This is a genomic window from Micromonospora sp. WMMD961, assembly GCF_029626145.1.
In the GTDB taxonomy this organism is placed as follows: domain Bacteria; phylum Actinomycetota; class Actinomycetes; order Mycobacteriales; family Micromonosporaceae; genus Micromonospora.
Genome location: NZ_JARUBJ010000002.1, coordinates 3,073,179 through 3,097,752 on the forward strand (window position 1 = coordinate 3,073,179; position 24,574 = coordinate 3,097,752).

The window sequence follows — 24,574 nt, forward strand, 5'->3', positions numbered from 1 at the left end:
GATGGCCGACGAAGCCAAGCTCCTGGACTACCTCAAGCGCGCCACCAGCGACCTGCGCGACACCCGTCAGCGGTTGCGCGAGATGGAGGAGCGCGACCGCGAGCCGATCGCGATCATCGGCATGGCCTGCCGCTACCCCGGCGGTGTGGAGACCCCCGAGGACCTGTGGCGTCTGGTCGCCGACGAGCGGGACGGCATCACCGAGTTCCCCGTCGACCGTGGATGGGACCTGGAGTCGCTCTACCACCCCGACCCCGACCACCCCGGGACGTCGTACACCCACGAGGGTGGCTTCCTGCACGAGGCGGGCCGGTTCGACCCGGCCTTCTTCGGCATCTCACCCCGTGAGGCGATCGCCATGGACCCGCAGCAGCGCCTGCTGCTGGAGACGTCCTGGGAGACCTTCGAAAGGGCCGGGATCGACCCGACCCGGTTGCGGGGCAGCCGCACCGGGGTGTTCGCCGGCGTCATGTACCACGACTACGCGGTCAACCTGACCAGCATCCCGGACGACGTCGCCGGCTACCTGGGCACCGGAAACTCCGGCAGCGTCGCCTCCGGCCGGGTCGCGTACACCCTGGGCCTGGAGGGGCCGGCGGTCACCGTGGACACCGCCTGCTCGTCGTCGCTGGTCGCGCTGCACCTGGCCGTCCAGTCGCTGCGCCAGGAGGAGTGCTCCCTCGCCCTGGCCGGCGGCGTCGCCGTGATGGCCACCCCGGTCGTCTTCGTCGACTTCAGTAAGCAGCGGGGACTCTCGACCGACGGCCGGTGCAAGTCGTTCGCCGCCGCCGCCGACGGGACCGGCTGGGCCGAGGGTGCCGGCATGCTGCTCCTGGAACGGCTCTCCGACGCGGTCCGCAACGGTCACCGCGTCCTCGGCGTCGTCCGCGGCACCGCGGTCAACCAGGACGGTGCCAGCAGCGCCCTGACCGCCCCGAACGGCCCGGCCCAGCAGCGGGTCATCCGCAGCGCCCTGGCCAACGCCCGGGTCCCCGCCGAGCACGTCGACCTCGTCGAGGCCCACGGCACCGGCACCACCCTCGGCGACCCGATCGAAGCCCAGGCGCTGCTCGCCACCTACGGCCAGGACCGGCCCGCCGACCAGCCACTGTGGCTCGGCTCGATCAAGTCGAACATCGGGCACACCCAGGCCGCCGCCGGCGTCGCCGGCATCATCAAGATGCTGATGGCGATGCGGCACCGGACCATGCCGCGAACTCTGCACGTGGACGAGCCGACGCCGCAGGTGGACTGGTCGGCGGGCGCGGTGGAGCTGCTCACCACGGCCCGGCCGTGGCCGGACGCCGACGACCGACCGCGCCGCGCCGGGGTGTCGTCGTTCGGGGTCTCCGGCACGAACGCGCACGTCATCATCGAGGAACCGCCGGCCGCCGAGCTGTCGCCCCGCGACGAGGCCGTCGTGCCCGCCCTGGTGCCGTGGGTGTTGTCGGCGCGGTCCCCGGAGGCGCTGCGCGCGCAGGCGGCCCGGCTGATTCCCGTGGACGCCGACCCGGTGGACGTCGGGTTCTCGTTGGTGTCGTCGCGGTCGACGCACGCGCATCGGGCGGTCGTGTTCGGGCGCGACGAGCTGGCGGCGGTCGCGGCTGGTGAGCCCGGCCCGGTTGTCGGGTCGGTGGCGCGGGGCAAGACGGCGTTCGTGTTCTCCGGTCAGGGTTCGCAGCGCCGGGGCATGGGCTTGGACCTGGCGTCGTCGTTCCCGGTGTTCGCGGAGGCGTTCGACGCGGCGTGCGCCGAGTTGGACCGGCACCTGGATCGTCCGGTGCGGGAGGTCATCGCCGAGGGCGACGACTTGGACCAGACGGTGTACACGCAGTCGGCGTTGTTCGCGGTCGAGGTGGCGTTGTTCCGTCTGGTGGAGTCGTTCGGGGTGACTCCGGATTTCCTGGTGGGGCACTCCATTGGTGAGATCGCCGCGTCGCACGTCGCCGGGGTGCTGTCCCTGCCCGATGCGGCGAGGCTGGTGACGGCCCGGGGTCGCCTGATGCAGGCGCTTCCGGCCGGTGGGGTGATGGTGGCGGTGCGGGCGACCGAGGCGGAGGTGTTGCCGCTGTTGACCGGCGGGGTGTCGGTCGCGGCGATCAATGGCCCCCGGTCGGTGGTGCTGTCCGGCGTCGCGGACGAGGTCATGGCCGTGGCGGCCCGGTTCGAGAAGTCGAAGCGGTTGCGGGTGAGTCATGCGTTCCATTCGGTGTTGATGGAGCCGATGCTGGCCGAGTTCGCGCAGGTGGCGGAATCCCTGGCCTACGGGTCGCCGCGTATCCCGGTGGTGTCGAACGTGACCGGGCAGGTCGCGTCGTCGCAGGACGCGGCGTACTGGGTGCGGCACGTGCGGGAGGCGGTGCGCTTCGCCGACGGCATCACCACCCTGGAGTCGATGGGTGTGAGCACGTTCGTGGAGATCGGCCCGGACGGGGTGCTCTCCGCGATGGGCGCGGACTGCGTGAGCGACGCGGTGTTCGTACCCGTGCAGCGATCTGACCGGGCCCAACCTGCCACGTTGCTGACCGCGCTGGCGCAGGTCTTCGTGCGCGGTGTCGCTGTCGACTGGACGCCGTGTCTGACCGGCGGGCGACTGGTCGACCTGCCCACCTACCCCTTCCAACGGCAGCAGTACTGGCTCACCTCGCCACCCGCCGAGCGGGCCGAGACGGCTGGCGACCCGGCCGACGGACATTTCTGGTCGGCGATCGAGCGCCAGGACACCGGCTTCCTCGCGGAAACCCTCGGCCTCGGCTCCGACGAGGACCGCGAGACCCTGGAAGCGCTGCTGCCGGCGTTCTCCGCGTGGCGGCGACGCCGGCACACCCACGCGGTGCTCGACACGCTGCGCTACCGGATCGGCTGGGAACCGCTGACCGGTGCACCCCACCCGCCGACGACCGGCCGGTGGATCGTGCTGACCGGCACCGACGCCGACGACACCACGCTGCTGCTGTCCGCGCTCGGCGACGCCACAGTGCTCACCGTGACACCCGATCGCGCCGCCCTCACCGAACGACTGCGCGCCGCCGGGCCCACCGACGGCATCCTGTCCCTGCTCGCCCTGGACCCCACGCTCGACCCGGCCGCGGCCCTCCTGACCGTCGCGCAGGCGTGCGCCGACGCGGACCTGGAAGCGCCACTCTGGGCCGCCACCCGGGGCGCCGTCTCCACCGGCCGCGCGGACCACCTCGACGCGCCCCGCCAGGCCCTGGCCTGGGGCCTCGGTCGGGTCCTCGGCCTGGAACGCCCCCACCTCTGGGGTGGCCTCGTCGACCTGCCGGAGAAGCTGGACCAGCGCGCCGCCGACCGGGTGGTCGCCGCGCTGCACGGCAGCGGCGAGGACGAGATCGCGGTACGCGGCTCCGGCACCTACGTACGCCGACTGTTGCGTCACCCGTACACCGAGGCCGCGCCCTGTCACGCGTGGCTGCCGCACGGCACCGTCCTGGTCACCGGTGGAACCGGTGGCCTCGGTGCTCGGGTGGCGAGCTGGGTCGCCGTCCGGGGAGCCGAACACGTGGTCCTGGTCAGCCGTCGCGGTCTCCAGGCACCCGACGCCGACGTGGTGGCCGCCGAGGTGCGACGCCACGGGGCCCGGGTGACAGTCAGCGCCTGCGACGTCGCCGACCCGGACGAGGTGAACCGGCTCGTCCAGCAACTGCGGGCGGCCGGCGAGCGGGTCGACACAGTGGTGCACGCCGCCGGCGTCGACCATCACACCGATCTCAACACCGCCACCGCCGCCGATCTCGACGCCGTCCTGGCCGCCAAGGTCGCCGGTGCGATCAACCTGGACGCCGCGCTCGGCGACGAGCCCAGCACCTTCGTCCTGTTCTCCTCCATCTCCGGCGTCTGGGGCAGCGGCGGGCAGGCCGCGTACTCGGCCGGCAACGCCTTCCTCGACGCGTTCGCCGAGTGGCGTCGCGCCCGTGGTCTCGCGGCCACCTCGATCGCCTGGGGCGTCTGGGCCGGCGGGGGCATGGCCGACGACCCGGAGATCACCGAGCAGCTACGTCGGCGCGGACTGCTCACCCTCGACCCGGAACTCGCCCTCTCCGGCCTCCAGTCGGTCCTCGACCGCGACGAGACCAGCGTGACGATCGCCGACGTCGACTGGGACCGCTTCCTCCCGATGTACGCGTCCGCCCGGGTCCGCCCGCTGGTCGACGCGCTGCCCGACCACATTCGACTCCAGAGCACCGACGCGACGCCGACCGCTCCCGCAGCCGGCCGGTACGCCTCGATGAGCACCGAGGAGCGGTCCCGCGAACTGCTCGACCTGGTGGTCACCAGCGCGGCTGCCGTCCTCGGGCACAGCGGCGCCGGTCTGATCGACGCCGACCAGCCGTTCAAGGAACTCGGGTTCGATTCGTTGACTGCGGTGGAGTTGCGTAATCGGTTGAATGTGGTGACGGGTTTGTCGTTGCCGTCGAGTGTGGTTTTTGATTATCCGTCGGCGGGTGTGTTGGCGGGTTATCTGGGGTTGTTGTTGGGTGGGGATTCGGGTGTTTCGGAGGTGGTGTCGTCGTCGGTTGTGGTGGATGAGCCGGTGGCGATTGTGGGTATGGCGTGTCGTTTTCCGGGTGGTGTGGGGTCGCCGGATGAGTTGTGGGATTTTGTGGTGTCGGGTGGGGATGGGGTGGTGGAGTTTCCGTCGGATCGGGGTTGGGATTTGGCGGGGTTGGTGGGTGATGGGGAGTCGTTCGGGACGTCGTATGTGTCTGCGGGCGGGTTTTTGACGGGTGTGGCGGGTTTTGACGCGTCGTTTTTCGGGGTGTCGCCTCGGGAGGCGTTGGCGATGGATCCGCAGCAGCGGTTGTTGTTGGAGGTGTCGTGGGAGGCGTTGGAGTCGGCGGGGGTTGATCCGCTGGGGTTGCGGGGTTCTGCGGTTGGTGTGTTCACGGGGACGAATGGTCAGGATTATTCGACGTTGTTGTTGGCGGTGCCGCGGGAGGCTGATGGTTTCTTGGGGACTGGTAACGCGGCGAGTGTGTTGTCGGGTCGGGTTTCGTATGTGTTAGGTGTGGAGGGGCCTGCGGTCACTGTGGATACGGCGTGTTCGTCGTCGTTGGTGGCGTTGCATTTGGCGGTGCAGGCGTTGCGGTCTGGTGAGTGTGGTTTGGCGTTGGCTGGTGGTGTGACGGTGATGTCGACGCCGGGGACGTTTATTGAGTTTTCGCGGCAGCGGGGGTTGGCCGGTGATGGTCGGTGTAAGGCTTTTGCTGCGGGGGCGGATGGCACGGCGTGGGGTGAGGGTGTCGGTGTTCTGGTGGTGGAGCGCCTGTCGGACGCGGTGGCTAATGGGCATCGCGTGTTGGCGGTGGTGCGCGGTAGTGCGGTCAATCAGGACGGTGCGTCGAATGGTTTGACCGCGCCGAATGGTCCGTCGCAGCAGCGGGTGATCCGATCGGCGCTCGCGGCCGCTGATCTCACGACCTCCGACGTCGACGTCGTCGAGGCGCATGGGACGGGCACCAAGCTGGGTGATCCGATCGAGGCGCAGGCGTTGTTGGCCACGTACGGCCAGGACCGGCCGGCCCACCAGCCGTTGTGGTTGGGGTCGGTGAAGTCGAACATCGGTCACACGCAGGCCGCCGCAGGGGTCGCCGGTGTGATCAAGATGGTGCAGGCCCTCAAGCACGGGGTGCTGCCGGCGACGTTGCACGTGGACGAGCCGACCCCGCAGGTCGACTGGACCGCCGGTGCGGTGCAGCTGCTCACCGAGGCCCGGCCCTGGCAGCCCGAGGCCGGCCGACCCCGCCGGGCCGGGGTGTCGTCGTTCGGGTTCTCCGGCACCAACGCCCACCTCATCCTCGAAGAACCACCCACCACCGAGTCCGTCGACTCTCCGGTCGTCGCGCCGAGTGACAGGTCGCTCGGTGCGACCAGCGCGGTGGTGCCGTGGTTGATCTCCGCGCGTAGTGCCGACGCCCTGCGCGCCCAGGCCACCCGCCTCACCCACCACCTCGACCAGCGGCCCGAGATCGGCCCGGTAGACGTCGGGCGTTCGCTGGCCGCCCGCGCCACCCTCGCCCACCGGGCCGTCGTCCTGACTGAGGATCGGCAAGCTGCGCTCACTGCTCTCGCCGCAGGAGCCACGGCTCCCGGTCTGGTCACCGGCACCGCACAGGGCGGGCGCACCGCATTCGTCTTCTCCGGCCAGGGTTCGCAGCGGCCCGGCATGGGCCTGGATCTCTACGACACGTTCCCGGTGTACGCGGAGGCGTTCGACGCGGTCTGTGCCGAGTTGGACCGGCACCTCGATCGACCGATCCGGGACGTGATCGCCGCCGACGCGAAGGCCCTCGACCAGACCGTCCACACCCAGGCGGCGTTGTTCGCCGTCGAGGTGGCGCTGTACCGCCTGGTGGAGTCGTTCGGTGTCAGGCCGAACTACCTGGTGGGGCACTCGATCGGTGAGATCGCCGCCGCGCACGTCGCCGGGGTGCTGTCCCTGCCCGATGCGGCGACGCTGGTGACGGCCCGGGGTCGCCTGATGCAGGCCCTTCCGAGCGGCGGGGTGATGGTGGCGGTGCGGGCCACCGAGGCGGAGGTGTTGCCGCTGTTGACCGGCGGGGTGTCGATTGCCGCTATCAACGGCCCGCGCTCGGTGGTGCTGTCGGGTGTGGCCGACGAGGTGGCCGCTGTCGCGGGGCACTTCGAGAAGTCGAAGCGGTTGCGGGTGAGTCATGCGTTCCATTCGGTGTTGATGGAGCCGATGCTGGCCGAGTTCGCGCAGGTGGCGGAATCCCTGGCCTATGCGTCGCCGCGCGTCCCGGTGGTGTCGAACGTGACCGGGCAGGTCGCGTCGTCGCAGGACGCGGCGTACTGGGTGCGGCACGTGCGGGAAGCGGTCCGGTTTGCCGACGGCATCACCACCCTGGAGTCCCTGGGTGTGAGCACGTTCGTGGAGATCGGCCCGGACGGGGTGCTCTCCGCGATGGGCGCGGACTGTGTCTCCGACGCGGTGTTCGTACCCGTGCAACGATCTGACCGGGACCAACCGACCACGTTGCTGACCGCGCTGGCGCAGGTCTTCGTGCGCGGCGTCGCTGTCGACTGGACGCCGTGCCTGACCGGCGGGCGGATGGTCGACCTTCCCACCTATGCCTTCCAGCACGAGCGCTACTGGCCGAGTGCTCCCGAACCGGTCGCCGCGACCGCCGCCGGCGAGCCGGCCGACGCCGACTTCTGGGCCGCCATCGAAGACGGCGACCTGGCCCGGTTGGGCATCACCGCGGACAGCGCGGGTGACCTGCTCCCCGCGCTGGCCCAGTGGCGCCGCAAGCGCCAGGACGCCGAAGTGGTCGACGGCTGGCGCTACCGGACCACGTGGCGTCCGGTCACCGGCGACACCGCCGACACCCTCGACGGCCACTGGCTGATCGTCGGGGCCGACCCCAGCGACCAGAACCTCGTCGGCTTCCTGGCGCGGACGCTCACCGAGGCCGGAGCCGACGTGCGCCACGCCCACGAGGCGACCGACCTGACCGACCTGTCCGCACCGATCGCGGGCATCATCGCCGTGGCCGACACGGGAGCCGACCTGCTCGCCCTGGTCCAGCAGTTCGCCGACCAGGAGGTGACCGCTCCCCTGTGGGTGGTGACGACAGGTGGCGTGTCGGTCGGGCGCGCGGACGTCGTGTCGCCGGCGGTGTCGGCGGTGTGGGGTCTGGGTCGGGTGGTCGGCTTGGAGATGCCGCACCTGTGGGGTGGCCTGGTCGATGTCCCGGCTGCCCGGGATGCGCGGGTCGGCGCCCGTTTGGTGCGGGTGTTGGCCGGTGGGTTCGGTGCCGAGGACCAGCTCGCGGTGCGGTCCTCCGGTGTGTACGTGCGGCGGTTGGTGCACTCGGCTGCGGTGGCCGGTGAGCAACCGGGTTGGTCGCCGTCGGGGACGGTTCTGGTGACCGGCGGTACGGGTTCGTTGGGTGGCCGCGTCGCGGTGTGGGCTGCCACGCACGGTGCCGAGCACCTGGTGTTGGTGTCGCGGCGCGGCCCGCAGGCCGCCGGCGCGGCCGATGTGGCTACTGCGGTCGAGGCGGCCGGCGCCCGGGTGACCGTCGCCGCCTGTGACATGGGCGACCGCGACGCGGTTCGGGCCTTGCTCGACGGTCTCGACACTCCGGTCCGGGCGGTGGTGCACGCCGCCGGTGTGGAGCGCTCCGCTCTGTTGACCGAGACCACCCCTGAGGTGTGGGACGAGGTGTTCATCGGGAAGACCGCTGGGGCGGTGCACCTGGACGAGCTGCTCCCCGATGACCTGGACGCGTTCGTGGTGTTCTCGTCGATCTCCGGGGTGTGGGGTAGTGGTGGTCAGGGTGCGTACGCGGCGGCGAACGCTTTCCTGGACGGGTTGATCGCGGCGCGGCGGGTTCGGGGTGTGCTGGGCACGGCGGTGTCGTGGGGTCCGTGGGCTGACGGTGGGATGGTCGCGGCGGCGGGTGATGACGGGCCGTTGCGTCGTCGGGGGTTGCCGCCGATGTCGGCGCAGGTGGCGATGGCGGCGTTCGCTCAGGTGGTGGAGTCGGGGGAGCGGGCGGTCACTGTCGCGGATGTGGACTGGGACCGGTTCGGTGCGTCGTTCACCTCGGCCAGGTCGCGTCCGTTGCTGGAGGAGGTGTACACCCCGGTCGAGCAGACGACCGCGCCGAGCACCTTTCTGGACGGGTTGAGCCCGGCGGAGCGGTCGAAGCGGCTGCTGGACGTGGTGCGGACCGAGGCGGTAGCGGTGCTCGGGTTGGGCAGCGTCGCCGACATCGGCGTCGACCGGCCCTTCCGCGAACTCGGGTTCGATTCGTTGACTGCGGTGGAGTTGCGTAATCGGTTGAATGTGGTGACGGGTTTGTCGTTGCCGTCGAGTGTGGTTTTTGATTATCCGTCGGCGGGTGTGTTGGCGGGTTATCTGGGGTTGTTGTTGGGTGGGGATTCGGGTGTTTCGGAGGTGGTGTCGTCGTCGGTTGTGGTGGATGAGCCGGTGGCGATTGTGGGTATGGCGTGTCGTTTTCCGGGTGGTGTGGGGTCGCCGGATGAGTTGTGGGATTTTGTGGTGTCGGGTGGGGATGGGGTGGTGGAGTTTCCGTCGGATCGGGGTTGGGATTTGGCGGGGTTGGTGGGTGATGGGGAGTCGTTCGGGACGTCGTATGTGTCTGCGGGCGGGTTTTTGACGGGTGTGGCGGGTTTTGACGCGTCGTTTTTCGGGGTGTCGCCTCGGGAGGCGTTGGCGATGGATCCGCAGCAGCGGTTGTTGTTGGAGGTGTCGTGGGAGGCGTTGGAGTCGGCGGGGGTTGATCCGCTGGGGTTGCGGGGTTCTGCGGTTGGTGTGTTCACGGGGACGAATGGTCAGGATTATTCGACGTTGTTGTTGGCGGTGCCGCGGGAGGCTGATGGTTTCTTGGGGACTGGTAACGCGGCGAGTGTGTTGTCGGGTCGGGTTTCGTATGTGTTAGGTGTGGAGGGGCCTGCGGTCACTGTGGATACGGCGTGTTCGTCGTCGTTGGTGGCGTTGCATTTGGCGGTGCAGGCGTTGCGGTCTGGTGAGTGTGGTTTGGCGTTGGCTGGTGGTGTGACGGTGATGTCGACGCCGGGGACGTTTATTGAGTTTTCGCGGCAGCGGGGGTTGGCCGGTGATGGTCGGTGTAAGGCTTTCGCTGCGGGGGCGGATGGCACGGCGTGGGGTGAGGGTGTCGGTGTTCTGGTGGTGGAGCGCCTGTCGGACGCGGTGCGCAATGGGCATCGCGTGTTGGCGGTGGTGCGCGGCAGTGCGGTCAATCAGGACGGTGCGTCGAATGGTTTGACGGCGCCGAATGGTCCGTCGCAGCAGCGGGTGATCCGATCGGCGCTCGCGGCCGCTGATCTCACGACCTCCGACGTCGACGTCGTCGAGGCGCATGGGACGGGCACCAAGCTGGGTGATCCGATCGAGGCGCAGGCGTTGTTGGCCACGTACGGCCAGGACCGGCCGGCCCACCAGCCGTTGTGGCTCGGGTCGGTGAAGTCGAACATCGGTCACACGCAGGCCGCCGCAGGGGTCGCCGGTGTGATCAAGATGGTCCAGGCCCTCAAGCACGGGGTGCTGCCGGCGACGTTGCACGTGGACGAGCCGACCCCGCAGGTCGACTGGACCACCGGCCAGGTGCAGCTGCTCACCGAGGCCCGGCCCTGGCAGCCCGAGGCCGGCCGACCCCGCCGGGCCGGGGTGTCGTCGTTCGGGTTCTCCGGCACCAACGCCCACCTCATCCTCGAAGAACCACCCACCACCGAGCCGGACGACGTTCCGGCCACCCCGCCGAAGAGTGTGGTGCCCTGGCTGATCTCCGCGCGCAGCGACGACGCCCTGCGCGCACAAGCCACCCGACTCACCCACCACCTCGACCAACACCCCACCGCCACGATCGACGTCGGTCACACGCTCGCCGCGCACCGCGCCGCCCTGCCGTACCGGGCGGTGTCGATCGGCGCCGACCACCGCGACGCCCTCGACGCGCTCGCGGCCGGTACCGCCTCGACCGGGCTGGTCGTCGGTGAGGTCTCCGACGGCAAGCTCGCGTTCGTCTTCTCCGGCCAGGGATCACAGCGCCCGGGCATGGGCCTGGAGCTGGCCGAGACGTACCCGGTCTTCGCCGACGCGTTCGACGCGGCCTGCGCCGAACTCGACATCCACCTGGACCGCCCGCTCCGCGACGTGATCGCCGACGGCAGCGACCTCGACCAGACCCTCTACACCCAGACGGCGCTCTTCGCGTACGAGGTCGCGCTGCACCGCCTGGTCGAGTCGTTCGGCGTCACAGCGGACTACCTGGTCGGGCACTCGATCGGTGAGATCGCCGCCGCGCACGTCGCCGGGGTGCTGTCGCTTGCCGACGCGGCGACGCTGGTCACCGCGAGGGGCCGCCTGATGCAGGAGCTGCCGGCCGGCGGCGTCATGGTTGCCGTACGAGCCACCGAGGCCGAGGTACGGCCACTGCTGACCGAGGGCGTGGACATCGCCGCGATCAACGGGCCTCGCTCGATCGTGCTGTCCGGTGCCGCCGACGCGGTGGCAGCCGTCGCCGCCCACTTCGAGAAGTCCAAGCGACTGCGGGTCAGTCACGCGTTCCACTCGTCGCTGATGGAGCCGATGCTCGACGCCTTCGCCCGGGTGGCCGGCGGGCTGAGCTACCACCCGCCGCGCATCCCGATCGTCTCGAACATCACCGGACAGGTCGCGACGACACCCGACGCCGACTACTGGATGCGGCACGTCCGCGAGGCGGTGCGCTTCGCCGATGGCATCACCACCCTGGAAGACCTCGGTGTCAGCACGTTCGTGGAGATCGGCCCCGACGGGGTCCTCTCCGCGATGGGCGCGGACTGCGTGACCGGGGCGGCGCTCGTCCCCCTGCAACGCGCCGCCGCCGACCAGGTGTCGACCTTCCTCACCGGCCTGGCCCGAGCCTTCGTCCGCGGTGTGGCGGTCGACTTCACACAGTGCTACCCCGGTGGACGCCTCGTCGACCTGCCCACCTACGCCTTCCGGCACCGTGACTACTGGCCGAGCACCACCCTGGCCGACGTCTTCGCCGGAGTCGACGGCGGGACGACCGGCACCGACGTGCCGGACGCCGACTTCTGGGCCGCCATCCAGGACGGCGACCTGGACCGTCTCGGCATCACTGCGGACAGCACCGGCGACCTGCTCCCCGCACTGGCCGAATGGCACCGCAAGCGGCAGGACGCCCACCTCGTCGACGACCGGCGCTACCGCGTCGAGTGGCGTTCGGCCACCGGGGACGCCGTGACCACGCTGACCGGCCCCTGGCTGGTCGTCGGCCCGACCGGTGTCGGCACCGACATCGTCACCACACTGGCCGACGCCGGAGCGGACGTCATCCGCGTCGAACTGGCCCCGACCGCCGACCGGGCCGTCCTCGCCGCCGTCCTCGCCGACCTGGAGAGCGTGAGCGGTGTCGTCTCGCTCTTCGCCCTGGACACCGAGTTCACCGACCCCGCCCGACCCACCCTCGCCCTGGTGCAGGAACTCGTACGGGCCGACGTGACCGCTCCGCTGTGGGTGGTGACGGCGGGTGGGGTGTCGGTCGGGCGTGCGGACGTGGTGTCGCCGGCGGTGTCGGCGGTGTGGGGTCTGGGTCGGGTGGTGGGTTTGGAGTTGCCGCATCTGTGGGGTGGCCTGGTCGATGTGCCGGCTGTCCGGGATGCGCGGGTCGCGGGCCGGTTGGTGCGGGTGTTGGCGGGTGGGTTCGGCGCTGAGGACCAGGTGGCGGTGCGGTCCTCGGGTGTGTATGTGCGCAGGCTGGTGCGGTCGGTTGCGGTGCGTGGTGAGCAGCCGGGTTGGTCGCCGTCGGGGACGGTGCTGGTGACCGGTGGTACGGGTTCGTTGGGTGGGCGGGTCGCGGTGTGGGCGGCCGAGCGTGGTGCCGAGCACCTGGTGCTGGTCTCACGGCGGGGCCCACAGGCCGAGGGTGCCGCCGACATCGTCGCCGCCGTCGAAGCAGCCGGCGCCCGGGTGACCGTCGCCGCCTGCGACATGGCGGACCGGGACGCGGTCAGCGCATTGGTGCAGAGCTTGGACGCTCCGGTGCGAGCCGTCGTGCACGCCGCCGGTGTGGAGCGGACGTCAGTGTTGACCGACCTCACCCCGGAAATCTGGGACGAGGTCGTGTCCGGCAAGACCGCTGGGGCGGTGCACCTGGACGAGTTGTTGGGCGATGACCTGGACGCGTTCGTGGTGTTCTCGTCGATCTCCGGGATCTGGGGTAGTGGTGGTCAGGGTGCGTACGCGGCGGCGAACGCTTTCCTGGACGGGTTGATCGCGGCGCGGCGGGCTCGGGGTGTGCTGGGCACGGCTCTGTCGTGGGGCCCATGGGCCGGTGGTGGCATGGTCGCGGCGGCGGGTGATGACGGGCCGTTGCGTCGTCGGGGGTTGCCGCCGATGTCGGCGCAGGTGGCGATGGCGGCGTTCGCTCAGGTGGTGGAGTCGGGGGAGCGGGCGGTCACTGTCGCGGATGTGGACTGGGACCGGTTCGGTGCGTCGTTCACCTCGGCCAGGTCGCGTCCGTTGCTGGACGAGGTGTACACCCCGGTCGAGCAGACGACCGCGCCGAGCACCTTCCTGGACGGGTTGAGCCCGGCGGAGCGGTCGAAGCGGCTGCTGGACGTGGTGCGGACCGAGGCGGTAGCGGTGCTCGGGTTGGGCAGCGTCGCCGACATCGGCGTCGACCGGCCCTTCCGCGAACTCGGGTTCGACTCCCTGACCGCCGTCGAACTGCGCAACCGACTGGTCACCACGACCGGCCTGCAACTGCCGTCCAGCATCGTCTTCGACTATCCGAGCGCCGCCACCCTCGCCGGCCACCTGGCCGCGCTGCTCGGCACCAACGACAGCCCCACCCCGCAGACCCGGGCGACGACCATGACGTCCGAGCCGATCGCCATCGTCGGCATGGCCTGCCGCTACCCCGGCGGGGTCGGCTCGCCGGAGGACCTGTGGCGACTGGTCGAGACCGGCACCGACGCCGTCTCGGCGCTGCCCGGCGACCGTGGCTGGGACCTCGACGCCCTCTACGACGCCGACCCCGACGCGCGCGGCACCTCGTACGCCGCAGCCGGCGGTTTCCTCGACGGCGTCGCCGACTTCGACGCCCGGTTCTTCGGCATCTCGCCCCGCGAGGCGCTCGCCATGGACCCGCAGCAACGCCTGCTGCTGGAGACGTCCTGGGAGGCGGTGGAACGCGCCGGCATCGACCCGACCGCACTGCGCGGCACCCACACCGGTGTCTTCACCGGCACCAACAGCCACGACTACCCGACGCTGCTGATGGCGGCGCCGGACGCGGTGGAGGGCTACCTGGCCACCGGCAACGCCGCCAGCGTCATCTCCGGTCGGGTGTCCTACGCGCTGGGTCTGGAAGGTCCGTCCGTCTCGGTGGACACCGCCTGCTCGTCGTCGCTCGTCGCGCTGCACCTGGCCGCCCAGGCACTGCGGTCCGGGGAGTGCGACCTCGCCCTCGCCGGGGGCGCGATCGTCATGGCCACGCCCGGCACGTTCACCGAGTTCTCCCGCCAGCGCGGTCTCGCCGCCGACGGCCGGTGCAAGTCGTTCGCCGCCGCCGCCGACGGCACCGGCTGGGCCGAGGGCGTCGGCGTCCTGCTGGTGGAGCGGCTCTCCGACGCCCGACGCAACGGCCACCAGGTCCTCGCCCTGGTCCGCGGCAGTGCCATCAACCAGGACGGCGCCTCCAACGGCCTGACCGCCCCGAACGGGCCCGCCCAACAGCGGGTGATCCGGGCGGCGCTCGCGGCTGCCGATCTCACGACCGCCGACGTCGACACCGTCGAGGCGCACGGCACCGGCACCAGGCTGGGCGACCCGATCGAGGCACAGGCGCTGCTCGCCACCTACGGTCAGGGCCGCCCCGCCGAACAGCCGCTCTGGCTCGGCTCGATCAAGTCGAACATCGGCCACGCGCAGGCCGCCGCCGGAGTCGCCGGGATCATCAAGATGGTCGAGGCCATGCGCCACGAGACCCTGCCCCGGACCCTGCACGTCGACGAGCCGACCCCGCACGTGGACTGGTCCGCCGGCGCTGTCGAACTTCTCACCGAACCGCGACCGTGGCCGGCCGGCGACCGCCCGCGCCGGGCCGCCATCTCCTCGTTCGGCATGTCCGGCACCAACGCCCACGTGATCATCGAGGAGCCGCCGGCCGCAGCCGACGACGACGAGCCGGCCCCCCGCGCACCGCAGACCGGCATCGTGCCCTGGATGCTCTCCGCGCGCGGCCCCGGCGCGCTGCGCGACCAGGCCGCCCGCCTGCTGACCTGGGTCTCCGGCGAGGACAACCCGAACGCCATCGACATCGGGCACTCGCTTGTCACCACCCGCGCCGCGTTGACCGAACGCCTTGTGGTGCTCGGCCCCCAGCACGCCGACGCCCTGGCGGCGGCCGCCGCCGGCAAGCCGGCCGGCGGCCTGGTGACCGGCGAGACCTCCGACGGCAAGCTCGCCTTCGTGTTCTCCGGCCAGGGTTCGCAGCGCCCGGGCATGGGCCTGGACCTGGCCGAGGCCTTCCCGGTGTACGCGGAGGCGTTCGACGCGGTCTGCGCGGAGCTGGACCGGCACCTGGACCGGCCGGTCCGCGACGTCATCGCCGAGGGCGACGACCTGGACCAGACCGTCTACACCCAGGCGGCGTTGTTCGCGGTCGAGGTGGCCCTGTTCCGGTTGGTGGAGTCGTTCGGGGTGACCCCGGACTACCTGGTGGGGCATTCGATCGGTGAGATCGCCGCCGCGCACGTGGCCGGGGTGTTGTCCCTGTCCGACGCGGTAACGCTGGTCACCGCGCGGGGTCGGTTGATGCAGGCGTTGCCGGCCGGTGGGGTGATGGTCGCGGTGCGGGCCACCGAGGCGGAGGTGTTGCCGCTGCTGACCGGCGGGGTGTCGGTCGCGGCGGTGAACGGTCCTCGTTCGGTGGTGCTGTCCGGTGTGGCCGAGGAGGTCACCGCCGTCGCGGCGCACTTCGAGAAGTCGAAGCAATTGCGGGTGAGTCACGCGTTCCACTCGGTGTTGATGGAGCCGATGCTGGCCGAGTTCGCCTCGGTGGCGGCAACGCTGACCTACGGGACGCCGCTCATCCCTGTGGTGTCCAACCTGACCGGGCAGGTCGCGTCGTCGCAGGACGCGGCGTACTGGGTGCGGCACGTGCGCGAGGCGGTGCGCTTCGCCGACGGCATCACCACCCTGGAGTCGATGGGTGTGAGCACGTTCGTGGAGATCGGCCCGGACGGGGTGCTCTCCGCGATGGGCGCGGACTGCGTCGGCGACGCGGTGTTCGTACCCGTGCAGAGATCTGACCGGGACCAGCCGACCACGTTGCTGACCGCCCTCGCGCAGGCCTACGTGCGCGGCGTCGCGGTGGACTGGACGCCCTGCTACCCCGGCGCGCGGCGCGTCGACCTGCCCACCTACGCCTTCCAGCACGAGCGCTACTGGCCGGAGCACGTACGGCCCGCCGCCGGCCCGCAACCCGCCGACGCCCGCTTCTGGGACGCCGTGGAACGCGCCGACCTCGACCTGATCGCCGGCGACCTCGACAGCGCCGCCCGCGAGGTGCTCGACGCCGCCCTGCCGGTCCTCTCCACCTGGCGGCACCGGAGCAGGCAGCACGACACCGTGAGCACCTGGCGGTACCGGGTCACCTGGAAGCCGTTCCCGTCCGACCCCGCACCGGCCCTCAGCGGCACCTGGCTGCTGGTGTCGCCCACCGACGACACCCGATGGGTACGGGTCGCGCTGGAGGAGCACGGCGCGACAGTCATCACCACGACAGTCGACGACACCACCACCGACCGTGGCGTGCTCACCGACCAGCTCTGGCAGATCGTCTCGGAGACCCCCGACCTGGCCGGTGTCGTCTCCCTCCAGGCCCTGCACGACAGCACCGGCACCGACCCCGCACTGTCCGCGCTGCGCCTGCTCCAGGCGCTCGGCGACAGCGGCGGCGCGGGTGCACCGCTCTGGTGCCTCACCCGAGGCGCGGTCACCGTCGACCGGGACGATCCGCTGCGCCGGCCGTCCCAGGCGACCGTCTGGGGCTTCGGCCGGGCCGTCGCCCTCGACCACCCACGACGCTGGGGTGGGCTGGTCGACCTGCCCGAGCAGATCGACGAGCGCACCGCCGGTGACCTGGCCTCCGTGCTCGCCGCCGGCAACGAGGACCAGGTGGCCATCCGGCGTGGCGGTCCGCACGGGCGTCGCCTCGTCCGCATCGCCACCGACATCGACGGCCCGTCCTGGCGGCCCACCGGCACCGTCCTCATCACCGGCGGTACGGGTGGTCTCGGAGCGCACGTCGCCCGCTGGGCCGCCCGCTCCGGCGCGGAACACCTCGTCCTGACCAGCCGGCGTGGAACGGCCGCGCCCGGCGCCGCGGAACTCTCCGCCGAACTGCAGAGCCTCGGCGCCCGGGTGACCATCGCGGCCGTCGACGTCACCGACCGGGCCGCGGTCGCCGACCTGCTCCTCGACGTGCACGCCGGACCCACCCCGCTGCGGGCCGTCGTGCACGCGGCCGGAGTCGACCACCCCACCCCGCTCGACGAATGCACCGCCGAAGAGTTCGCGGCGGTCACCCGGGTCAAGGTGGACGGCGCGACCCACCTCGACGACCTGCTCGCCGGCCACGACCTCGACGCGTTCGTGCTGTTCTCCTCGATCGCCGGAATCTGGGGCAGCGGCGGCCAGAGCGGTTACGCGGCCGCCAACGCCTTCCTGGACGCACTCGCCGAGCACCGGCGCGCGACCGGACTCCCGGCCACCGCCGTCTCCTGGGGCCCCTGGTCCGGGGCCGGCATGGCGGACGACCCCGCCGTCGAGGAACGCCTACGCCGGCGTGGCCTGCTGCCACTCGACCCGGACGCGGCCATCGCAGCCCTGGCCCGGGCGGTCGCCGGCACCGACGCCACCACCACGGTCGCCGACGTCGACTGGGCGACGTTCACCCCCGCGTACACCATGGCCCGCCGCAGCGGGCTGCTCGCCGACCTGCCGGAGGCCCGCGACGCGCTGGCCGGCGCGGAGGCCGACGGCCCGGCAAGCGGCACCGACACGGCGGCGGCGCTGCGCGACCACCTCACCGCCCTGCCCGAGCAGGACCGGGAGAAGCACCTGCTCGACCTGGTACGCACGGCCGCGGCGACGGTGCTCGGCCACTCCTCGGTCGACAGCATCCCGCCGACCCGGGCGTTCCGGGAACTCGGCTTCGACTCCCTCGCCGCGGTCGAGGTCCGCAACCACCTGAGCCGGGAGACCGGCCTCAGACTGCCCGCCACGCTGGTCTTCGACCGGCCCACCGCGACAGTGCTCGCGCGGCACCTCAAGAACGAGCTCCTGCCCGACACCACGACGGTCCTGCCCACCGCTGCCGAACTCGACCGGCTCGAACTGGCGCTGACCAGCCGCGACGTCGACGACAGCGGACGCGCTCGCATCGTCCTGCGCCTGCAGAGCCTGCTGGCGAAGCTGAACACCGGCGGGGCCGACACCGACGGCGTCCCGGACGCCCTCGCCGACGCCTCCGACGACGAGTTGTTTGACCTGGTCGACAACGACCTCGGTCTGTAACGCCGGACACCCTTCCCCCGCCGGCCCGAGCAAGGAGCGTTCTGATGGCGGACGAACTACGCCTGCGCGAATCCCTCAAAAAGGTGATCAACGAGTTGCAGCGCACCCGCGACCAGGTGCGCGACCTCGAAGCCACGGACCGCGAGCCGATCGCGATCGTCGGGATGGCCTGCCGCTACCCGGGCGGGATCACCACCCCGGCGGAGCTGTGGCGGATCGTCGCCGACGGCGCCGACGTGGTCTCCGGGCTGCCCGACGACCGCGGCTGGGACCTCGCCGCCCTGGCCGGCGACCCGGACGACCGTGGCTCCTCGCACACCGCGCAGGGTGGCTTCATCGACGGCGTCGCCGACTTCGACGCCGCCTTCTTCGGGATCAGCCCCCGCGAGGCCCTGGCCATGGACCCGCAGCAGCGGCTCCTGCTGGAGGTGTCGTGGGAGGCGATCGAACGGGCCGGCATCGACCCGGCGTCGCTGTCCGGGTCGCGGACCGGCGTGTTCGCGGGCACCAACTCGCACGACTACTCGACACTGCTGATGGGCGCGGCCGACGACGGCCTCGACGGCTACCTGGCCACCGGCAACGCGGCCAGTGTCGCGTCCGGACGGGTCGCCTACGCACTGGGCCTGGAGGGGCCGGCGGTCACCGTCGACACGGCCTGCTCGTCGTCGCTCGTCGCGTTGCACCTCGCCGCGCAGGCGCTGCGGCGCGGCGAGTGCTCCCTCGCGCTGGCCGGGGGCGCCGTCGTCATGGCCACCCCCGGCACGTTCGTCGAGTTCTCCCGGCAGGGCGGCCTCGCCGGTGACGGACGGTGCAAGGCGTTCGCACGGGCTGCCGACGGCACCGGCTGGGCCGAGGGCGCGGGAATGCTGCTGGTGGAGCGTCTCTCCGACGCCGTCCGCAACGGCCACCGGGTGCTCGCCGTGGTACGCGGCACCGCGGTCAACCAGGACGGCGCCTCGAACGGGCTCACCGCCCCCAACGGACCCGCCCAGGAACGCGTGATCCTCCAGGCGCTCGCCGCCGCCGGACTCTCCACGGCCGAGGTCGACCTGGTGGAGGCGCATGGCACCGGCACCACCCTCGGTGACCCGATCGAGGCGCAGGCGCTGCTCGCCACGTACGGGCAGGAGCGACCCGCCGACCGGCCACTGTGGCTCGGCTCGATCAAGTCGAACATGGGCCACGCCCAGGCCGCCGCCGGCGTCGCCGGGATCATCAAGGTCGTCCACGCGATGCGGCACGAGACGATGCCGCGCACCCTGCACGTCGACGAGCCGACGCCGGACGTGGACTGGTCGGCCGGCGCGGTGGAGCTGCTCGTCGACGCGCGGCCGTGGCCGGCGGGGGAGCGCCCCCGACGGGCGGGGGTGTCGTCGTTCGGCATGTCCGGCACCAACGCCCACGTGATCATCGAGGAGCCGCCGGTCGCACCGGCCGCGCCGGCTCCGGTTGCGTCGACCGCGCCGTGGTTGCTGTCGGGGCGTACCGCGGCGGCGGTCACCGACCAGGCCGACCGGCTGTCGGACGTGGACGCCGACGCATCGTCGGTGGCGTACTCGCTGGCGGTGTCGCGCGCGGCGTTCGTCCAGCGCGCGGTGGTGCTCGGCCCGGACCACCGGGCCGGTCTGGCCGCGTTGGCCGACGGGTTGCCGTCGAGTGCGGTGGTGTCCGGTGTGGCGCGTTCGGCCGGTGTGGTGTTCGTGTTCCCGGGTCAGGGGTCGCAGTGGGTCGGCATGGCGGCCGGGTTGTTGGATGCGGAGCCGGTGTTCGCGGCGCGGATCGCGGAGTGTGCGGCGGCTCTGGCGCCGTTGGTGGACTGGAACCTGTTGGACGTGTTGCGCTCGGATGACCCGTTGGAGCGGGTGGATGTGGTGCAGCCGGTGTTGTGGGCGGTGCACGTCGCGTTGGCCGAGGTGTGGAAGGCCAAGGGGGTGATCCCTGATGCGGTGATCGGTCATTCGCAGGGGGAGATCGCGGCGGCGTGTGTGGCGGGTGTGTTGTCGCTCGGTGACGCGGCGAAGGTGGTCGCGTTGCGGAGCAAGGCGCTGCTCGCGTTGTCGGGCACCGGTGGGATGGTGTCGGTGAGCGCCGGTCTGGACGTGGTGACCCCGTTGCTGACCGAGGGTGTGAGTGTGGCGGTGGTCAACGGTCCGACCAGTGTCGCGGTGGCGGGTGCGGACCTGGACGCGTTCCTGGCTGCTGCTGAGGCGGCGGGGGTGCGGGCCAGGCGGGTGAAGGTCGACTACGCGTCGCACTGCGCGCTGGTCGAGCCGGTGCAGGCGGAGCTGGCCCGTCTGCTCGACGGGGTGCAACCGATGCCGGGGTCGGTGCCGGTGTTCTCGACAGTCGAGGACGGCGGGGCAATGGACGCCGACTACTGGTACCGCAATCTGCGCCAGCCGGTCCGCCTCGACCTGGCGGTCGCGGCCGCCTACGCGGCGGGGCACCGGATCTTCGTCGAGGTCAGCGCGCACCCGGTGTTGACCGGTGCGATCGCCGACACCGCCGACGTGGCGACGGTGGGAACGCTGCGCCGAGGTGAGGGCGGCCCCGAGCAGATCGTGCGAGCCCTGGCCGAGGCGTGGGTGCACGGCGCACCGGTCGACTGGACCACGATCATCCCAGCGACACCGATAGTGGAACTGCCCACCTACCCGTTCCAACACCAACGGTTCTGGCCGCGCCCCGGCACGCGGGCCCACGGCGACGCCTCCGCATTCGGTCTGGCCCCCGTCAGCCACCCGGTCCTCGGCGCGGCCCTCGGACTCGCCGGAGCCGACGGCACGATCTTCGCCGGACGGCTCTCGCTCACCACCCACCCGTGGCTCGCCGACCACCGCGTCTCCGGTCGCCTGGTGGTCCCCGGCACCGCACTGCTCGACCTGGCCATCCGGATCGGCGACCAGCTCGGCAGCGCGACCGTCGCCGACCTCACCCTGGAACGGCCGCTGATCGTGCCCGACCACACCGGCCTGGCACTACAGGCGGTGGTCGACGCCCCCGCAGACGGGCCGGACCGGGCGTTCACCCTCTACGCCCGGCCGGACACCGCCGACGTCGAACAGCAGTGGACCCGACACGCGACCGGCCTGCTCAGCGCCACCCGACCCGACGCACCGCAACCCCTCCCGGTCTGGCCACCGGCCGGCGCGCAGGCCGTGCCGGTGGACGGCTTCTACCCGGACCTGGAAGCCCGCGGCTACGGCTACGGACCGGCGTTCCAGGGGCTGCGGGCGCTCTGGCGCTCCGACGACGACGTGTACGCCGAGGTCGCCCTGCCCCGAGGAACCGACGCCGACGCGTACGGGCTGCACCCGGCGCTGCTCGACGCGGCGCTGCACCCGATCGGACTGGCCCTCGAAGCGGCCGGCGCCGGACAGGGCGGGCTGCTGCCGTTCTCCTGGACCGACGTCGACCTGCTCGCGTCCGGTGCGGAGATGCTGCGCGTCCGGCTACGACCGCAGGGCCCGGACACGGTGTCGGTGCTCGCCGCCGACCAGGGCGGCAGCCCGGTCCTGTCGATCGGCTCGCTCGTGCTGCGCCCGATCGCCGCCGGTGCCCTGGAGACGGCCGACGACCCGGCCCGCACCTCCCTGTTCCGCCTCGACTGGACCCCACTGACCCTGCCCGCCGCCGGTGCACCGGCCCTCGTCGCGGTCCTCGGCACCGACGAGATCGGCGTGTCCGCGGCCCTCAGCGAGGCCGGACACGACGTCGTGGCGTACGCCGACCTCGCCGGTGACCCGAGTCGACGCCCCGACCTGGTCGTCGCGCCGTTCGGCCCGGGTGGCACGGCCGGGGCGGTCGCCGCGACCGCGACCGCCGCGACGCACTCCTTCCTCGCCCTGCTCCAGGACTGGCTCACCGGCCCGGACGCCCGGCTCGTGGTGGTGACCCGACGTGCCGTCTGCACCGGAGCCGAGGACCCGATCGAGGACCTGGTGCACGCCCCCCTGTGGGGTCTGGTCCGCGCCGCCCAGGCGGAGAACCCGGACCGCCTGCAACTGGCCGACGTGGACGGCGACGTCGCCTCGGCCGCCGCACTGCTCGCCGCGACCAGCACCGGGGAACCACAGGTGGCGGTGCGCGGCGGCACCGCGTACGCGCTGCGCCTGGCCCGCGCCGCGACCACCCCGGCCCTGGTCCTGCCGGACGGGGACGAACCGTGGCGTCTCGACGTACGGGAGCGCGGCACCTTCGACAACCTGGAACTGCTGCCCTGCCCGGAGATCGGCTGGGACCTGCCCGACGGACACGTCCGCGTCCGCATCCGCGCCAGCGGCCTGAACTTCCGGGACGTGGTGCTGACCCTCGGCATGGTCCCCGACCAGCAGGTGCTCGGCAACGAGGCGGCCGGTGAGATCGTCGAGGTGGGGCCGGGCGTGCGCGGCTATGCCGTCGGCGACCGGGTGATGGGCCTCTTCTCCGGCTCGATGGCACCGATCGGCGTCACCGACCACCGCATGATCGCCAAGGTGCCCGACGACTGGTCCTACCCGGTCGCCGCGACCGTGCCGGTCGCCTTCCTGACCGCGTACTACGGTCTGGTCGACGCCGGTCACCTCCGTGCCGGGCAGTCGGTGCTGGTGCACGCCGCGACCGGCGGCGTCGGCATGGCCGCGGTCCAGTTGGCCCGGCACTTCGGCGCCGAGGTTTTCGGCACCGCCAGCCCCGGCAAGTGGGACGTGCTGCGCGCCGACGGCTTCACCGACGACCGGATCGCCTCGTCGCGCAGCCTCGACTTCGAGCAGCGCATCCTCGACGCGACAGGTGGCCGCGGCGTCGACGTGGTCCTGGACTCCCTGGCCGGTGAGTTCGTCGACGCGTCACTGCGGCTGCTACCCGGTGGCGGGCGGTTCGTCGAGATGGGCAAGACCGACATCCGCAACGCGGACAGCGTGGCCGCGCAGCACCCGGGCGTCGGCTACCAGGCGTTCGACCTGATCGAGGCCGGTGGCGACCGGATCCGCGAGATCTGGGCCGATCTGATCGCGCTCTTCGCGGCCGGGCACCTGCGCCCGATGCCGCTGCGCACCTGGGACCTGCGCCGCGCGCCGGAGGCGTTCCGCTTCCTCAGCCAGGCCCGGCACATCGGCAAGATCGCCCTCACCGTGCCGCCCCGGCCGGACCCCGAGGGCACCGTCCTCATCACCGGTGGCACCGGCACGCTCGGGGCGTTGATGGCCCGGCACTTCGCCCGGCAGGGTCGCCGCCGCCTGCTGCTCACCAGCCGGCGTGGCCCGCAGGCACCCGGTGCGGCCGAACTGTGCGCGGAACTCGCCGACCTCGGCGCGCAGGCCCGCGTGGTCGCCTGCGACACCGCCGACCGGGACGCGCTGGCCGCACTGCTCGCCGGCATCCCCGCCGAGCACCCGCTCAGCACCGTGGTGCACGCGGCCGGCGTCCTCGCCGACGGCGTGGTCGCCTCGCTGACGCCGGAGCGCCTGGACGAGGTGCTGCGGCCCAAGGTGGACGCGGCCTGGCACCTGCACGAGCTGACCCGGACGGCGTCGGTCGCCGAGTTCGTGCTCTTCTCCGCCGGCGCCGGGACCTTCGGCGGTGCCGGCCAGGCGAACTACGCGGCGGCGAACACGTTTCTCGACGCCCTCGCCCAGCACCGGCGCGACCAGGGGTTACCCGCCGTGGCGCTGGCCTGGGGCCTGTGGGCCGATGCCAGCGGGATGACCGGTCACCTGGACGCGACAGACCACGCCCGGATGGCCCGTGGCGGCATGGCCCCGCTCACCGCCGAGCAAGGGCTCGCCCTGCTGGACGCGGCCCTGCGCCACGACGAGGCGATCCTGGTCCCCGCGAACATCGACACCGGGATCCTGCGGGGGCAGGGCGGTGCGGTGGCGCCGCTGCTGCGCGGCCTGGTGCGCACACCGGCCCGCCGGGCGGCGGCCACCGCCACCGAGACCGGCGACGACCTCGGCCGGCGGCTGGCCGGGCTGGGCGCGGCGGACCAGCAGCGGATCCTGCTCGACCTGGTACGCGGGAACGCCACTGTGGTCCTCGGCCGCCCCGCCTCGGAGCCGATCGAGGCCACCCGCGCGTTCAAGGAACTCGGCTTCGACTCGCTGACCGCCGTCGAGCTGCGCAACCGGCTCAACGGCGCGACCGGGCTGCGGCTGCCCGCCACGCTCGTCTTCGACTACCCGAACGCCCAGACGCTCGCCGAGCACCTCGGCAAGGAACTCACCACCGGCTCCGAGCCGGACGGCAACGCGGTGCACGTCGCCTTCGACCGGCTGACCGGCGCGATCTCGGCGCTGGACGCCGAGGCGCTGGCCGGCACCGGCATCGCGTCCCGGCTACGGGAACTGCTCGCCGCCGTGGAACCGGCCTCGGCCGTGCCCACCGTGACCACGTCCGACGACGCCGACCTCGACGACGCCTCCGCCGAGGACATCTTCGACCTGATCGACAACGAACTCGACTTTCCGTGAT

2 protein-coding genes are annotated in these 24,574 nt (G+C 72.1%); both read left to right on the forward strand.

Features of this window, described 5'->3' with window-relative positions:
• The first annotated feature begins 1 nt into the window (after nucleotide 1).
• On the forward strand, nucleotides 2–18,121 hold the full coding sequence (locus O7614_RS14385; protein ID WP_278138952.1) for a type I polyketide synthase: 18,120 nt from the start codon (nucleotides 2–4) through the stop codon (nucleotides 18,119–18,121).
• 44 nt (nucleotides 18,122–18,165) lie between these two features.
• Nucleotides 18,166–24,573: a type I polyketide synthase gene (locus O7614_RS14390; protein WP_278138953.1), complete on the forward strand. Its 6,408-nt coding sequence runs from the start codon at nucleotides 18,166–18,168 to the stop codon at nucleotides 24,571–24,573.
• Nucleotide 24,574: the final 1 nt, after the last annotated feature.

Coding starts and splice junctions, on each gene's coding strand:
- O7614_RS14385 (WP_278138952.1), top strand. CDS start 2: ATGGCCGACGAAGCCAAGCTCCTGGACTACCTCAAGCGCGCCACCAGC.
- O7614_RS14390 (WP_278138953.1), top strand. CDS start 18,166: ATGGCGGACGAACTACGCCTGCGCGAATCCCTCAAAAAGGTGATCAAC.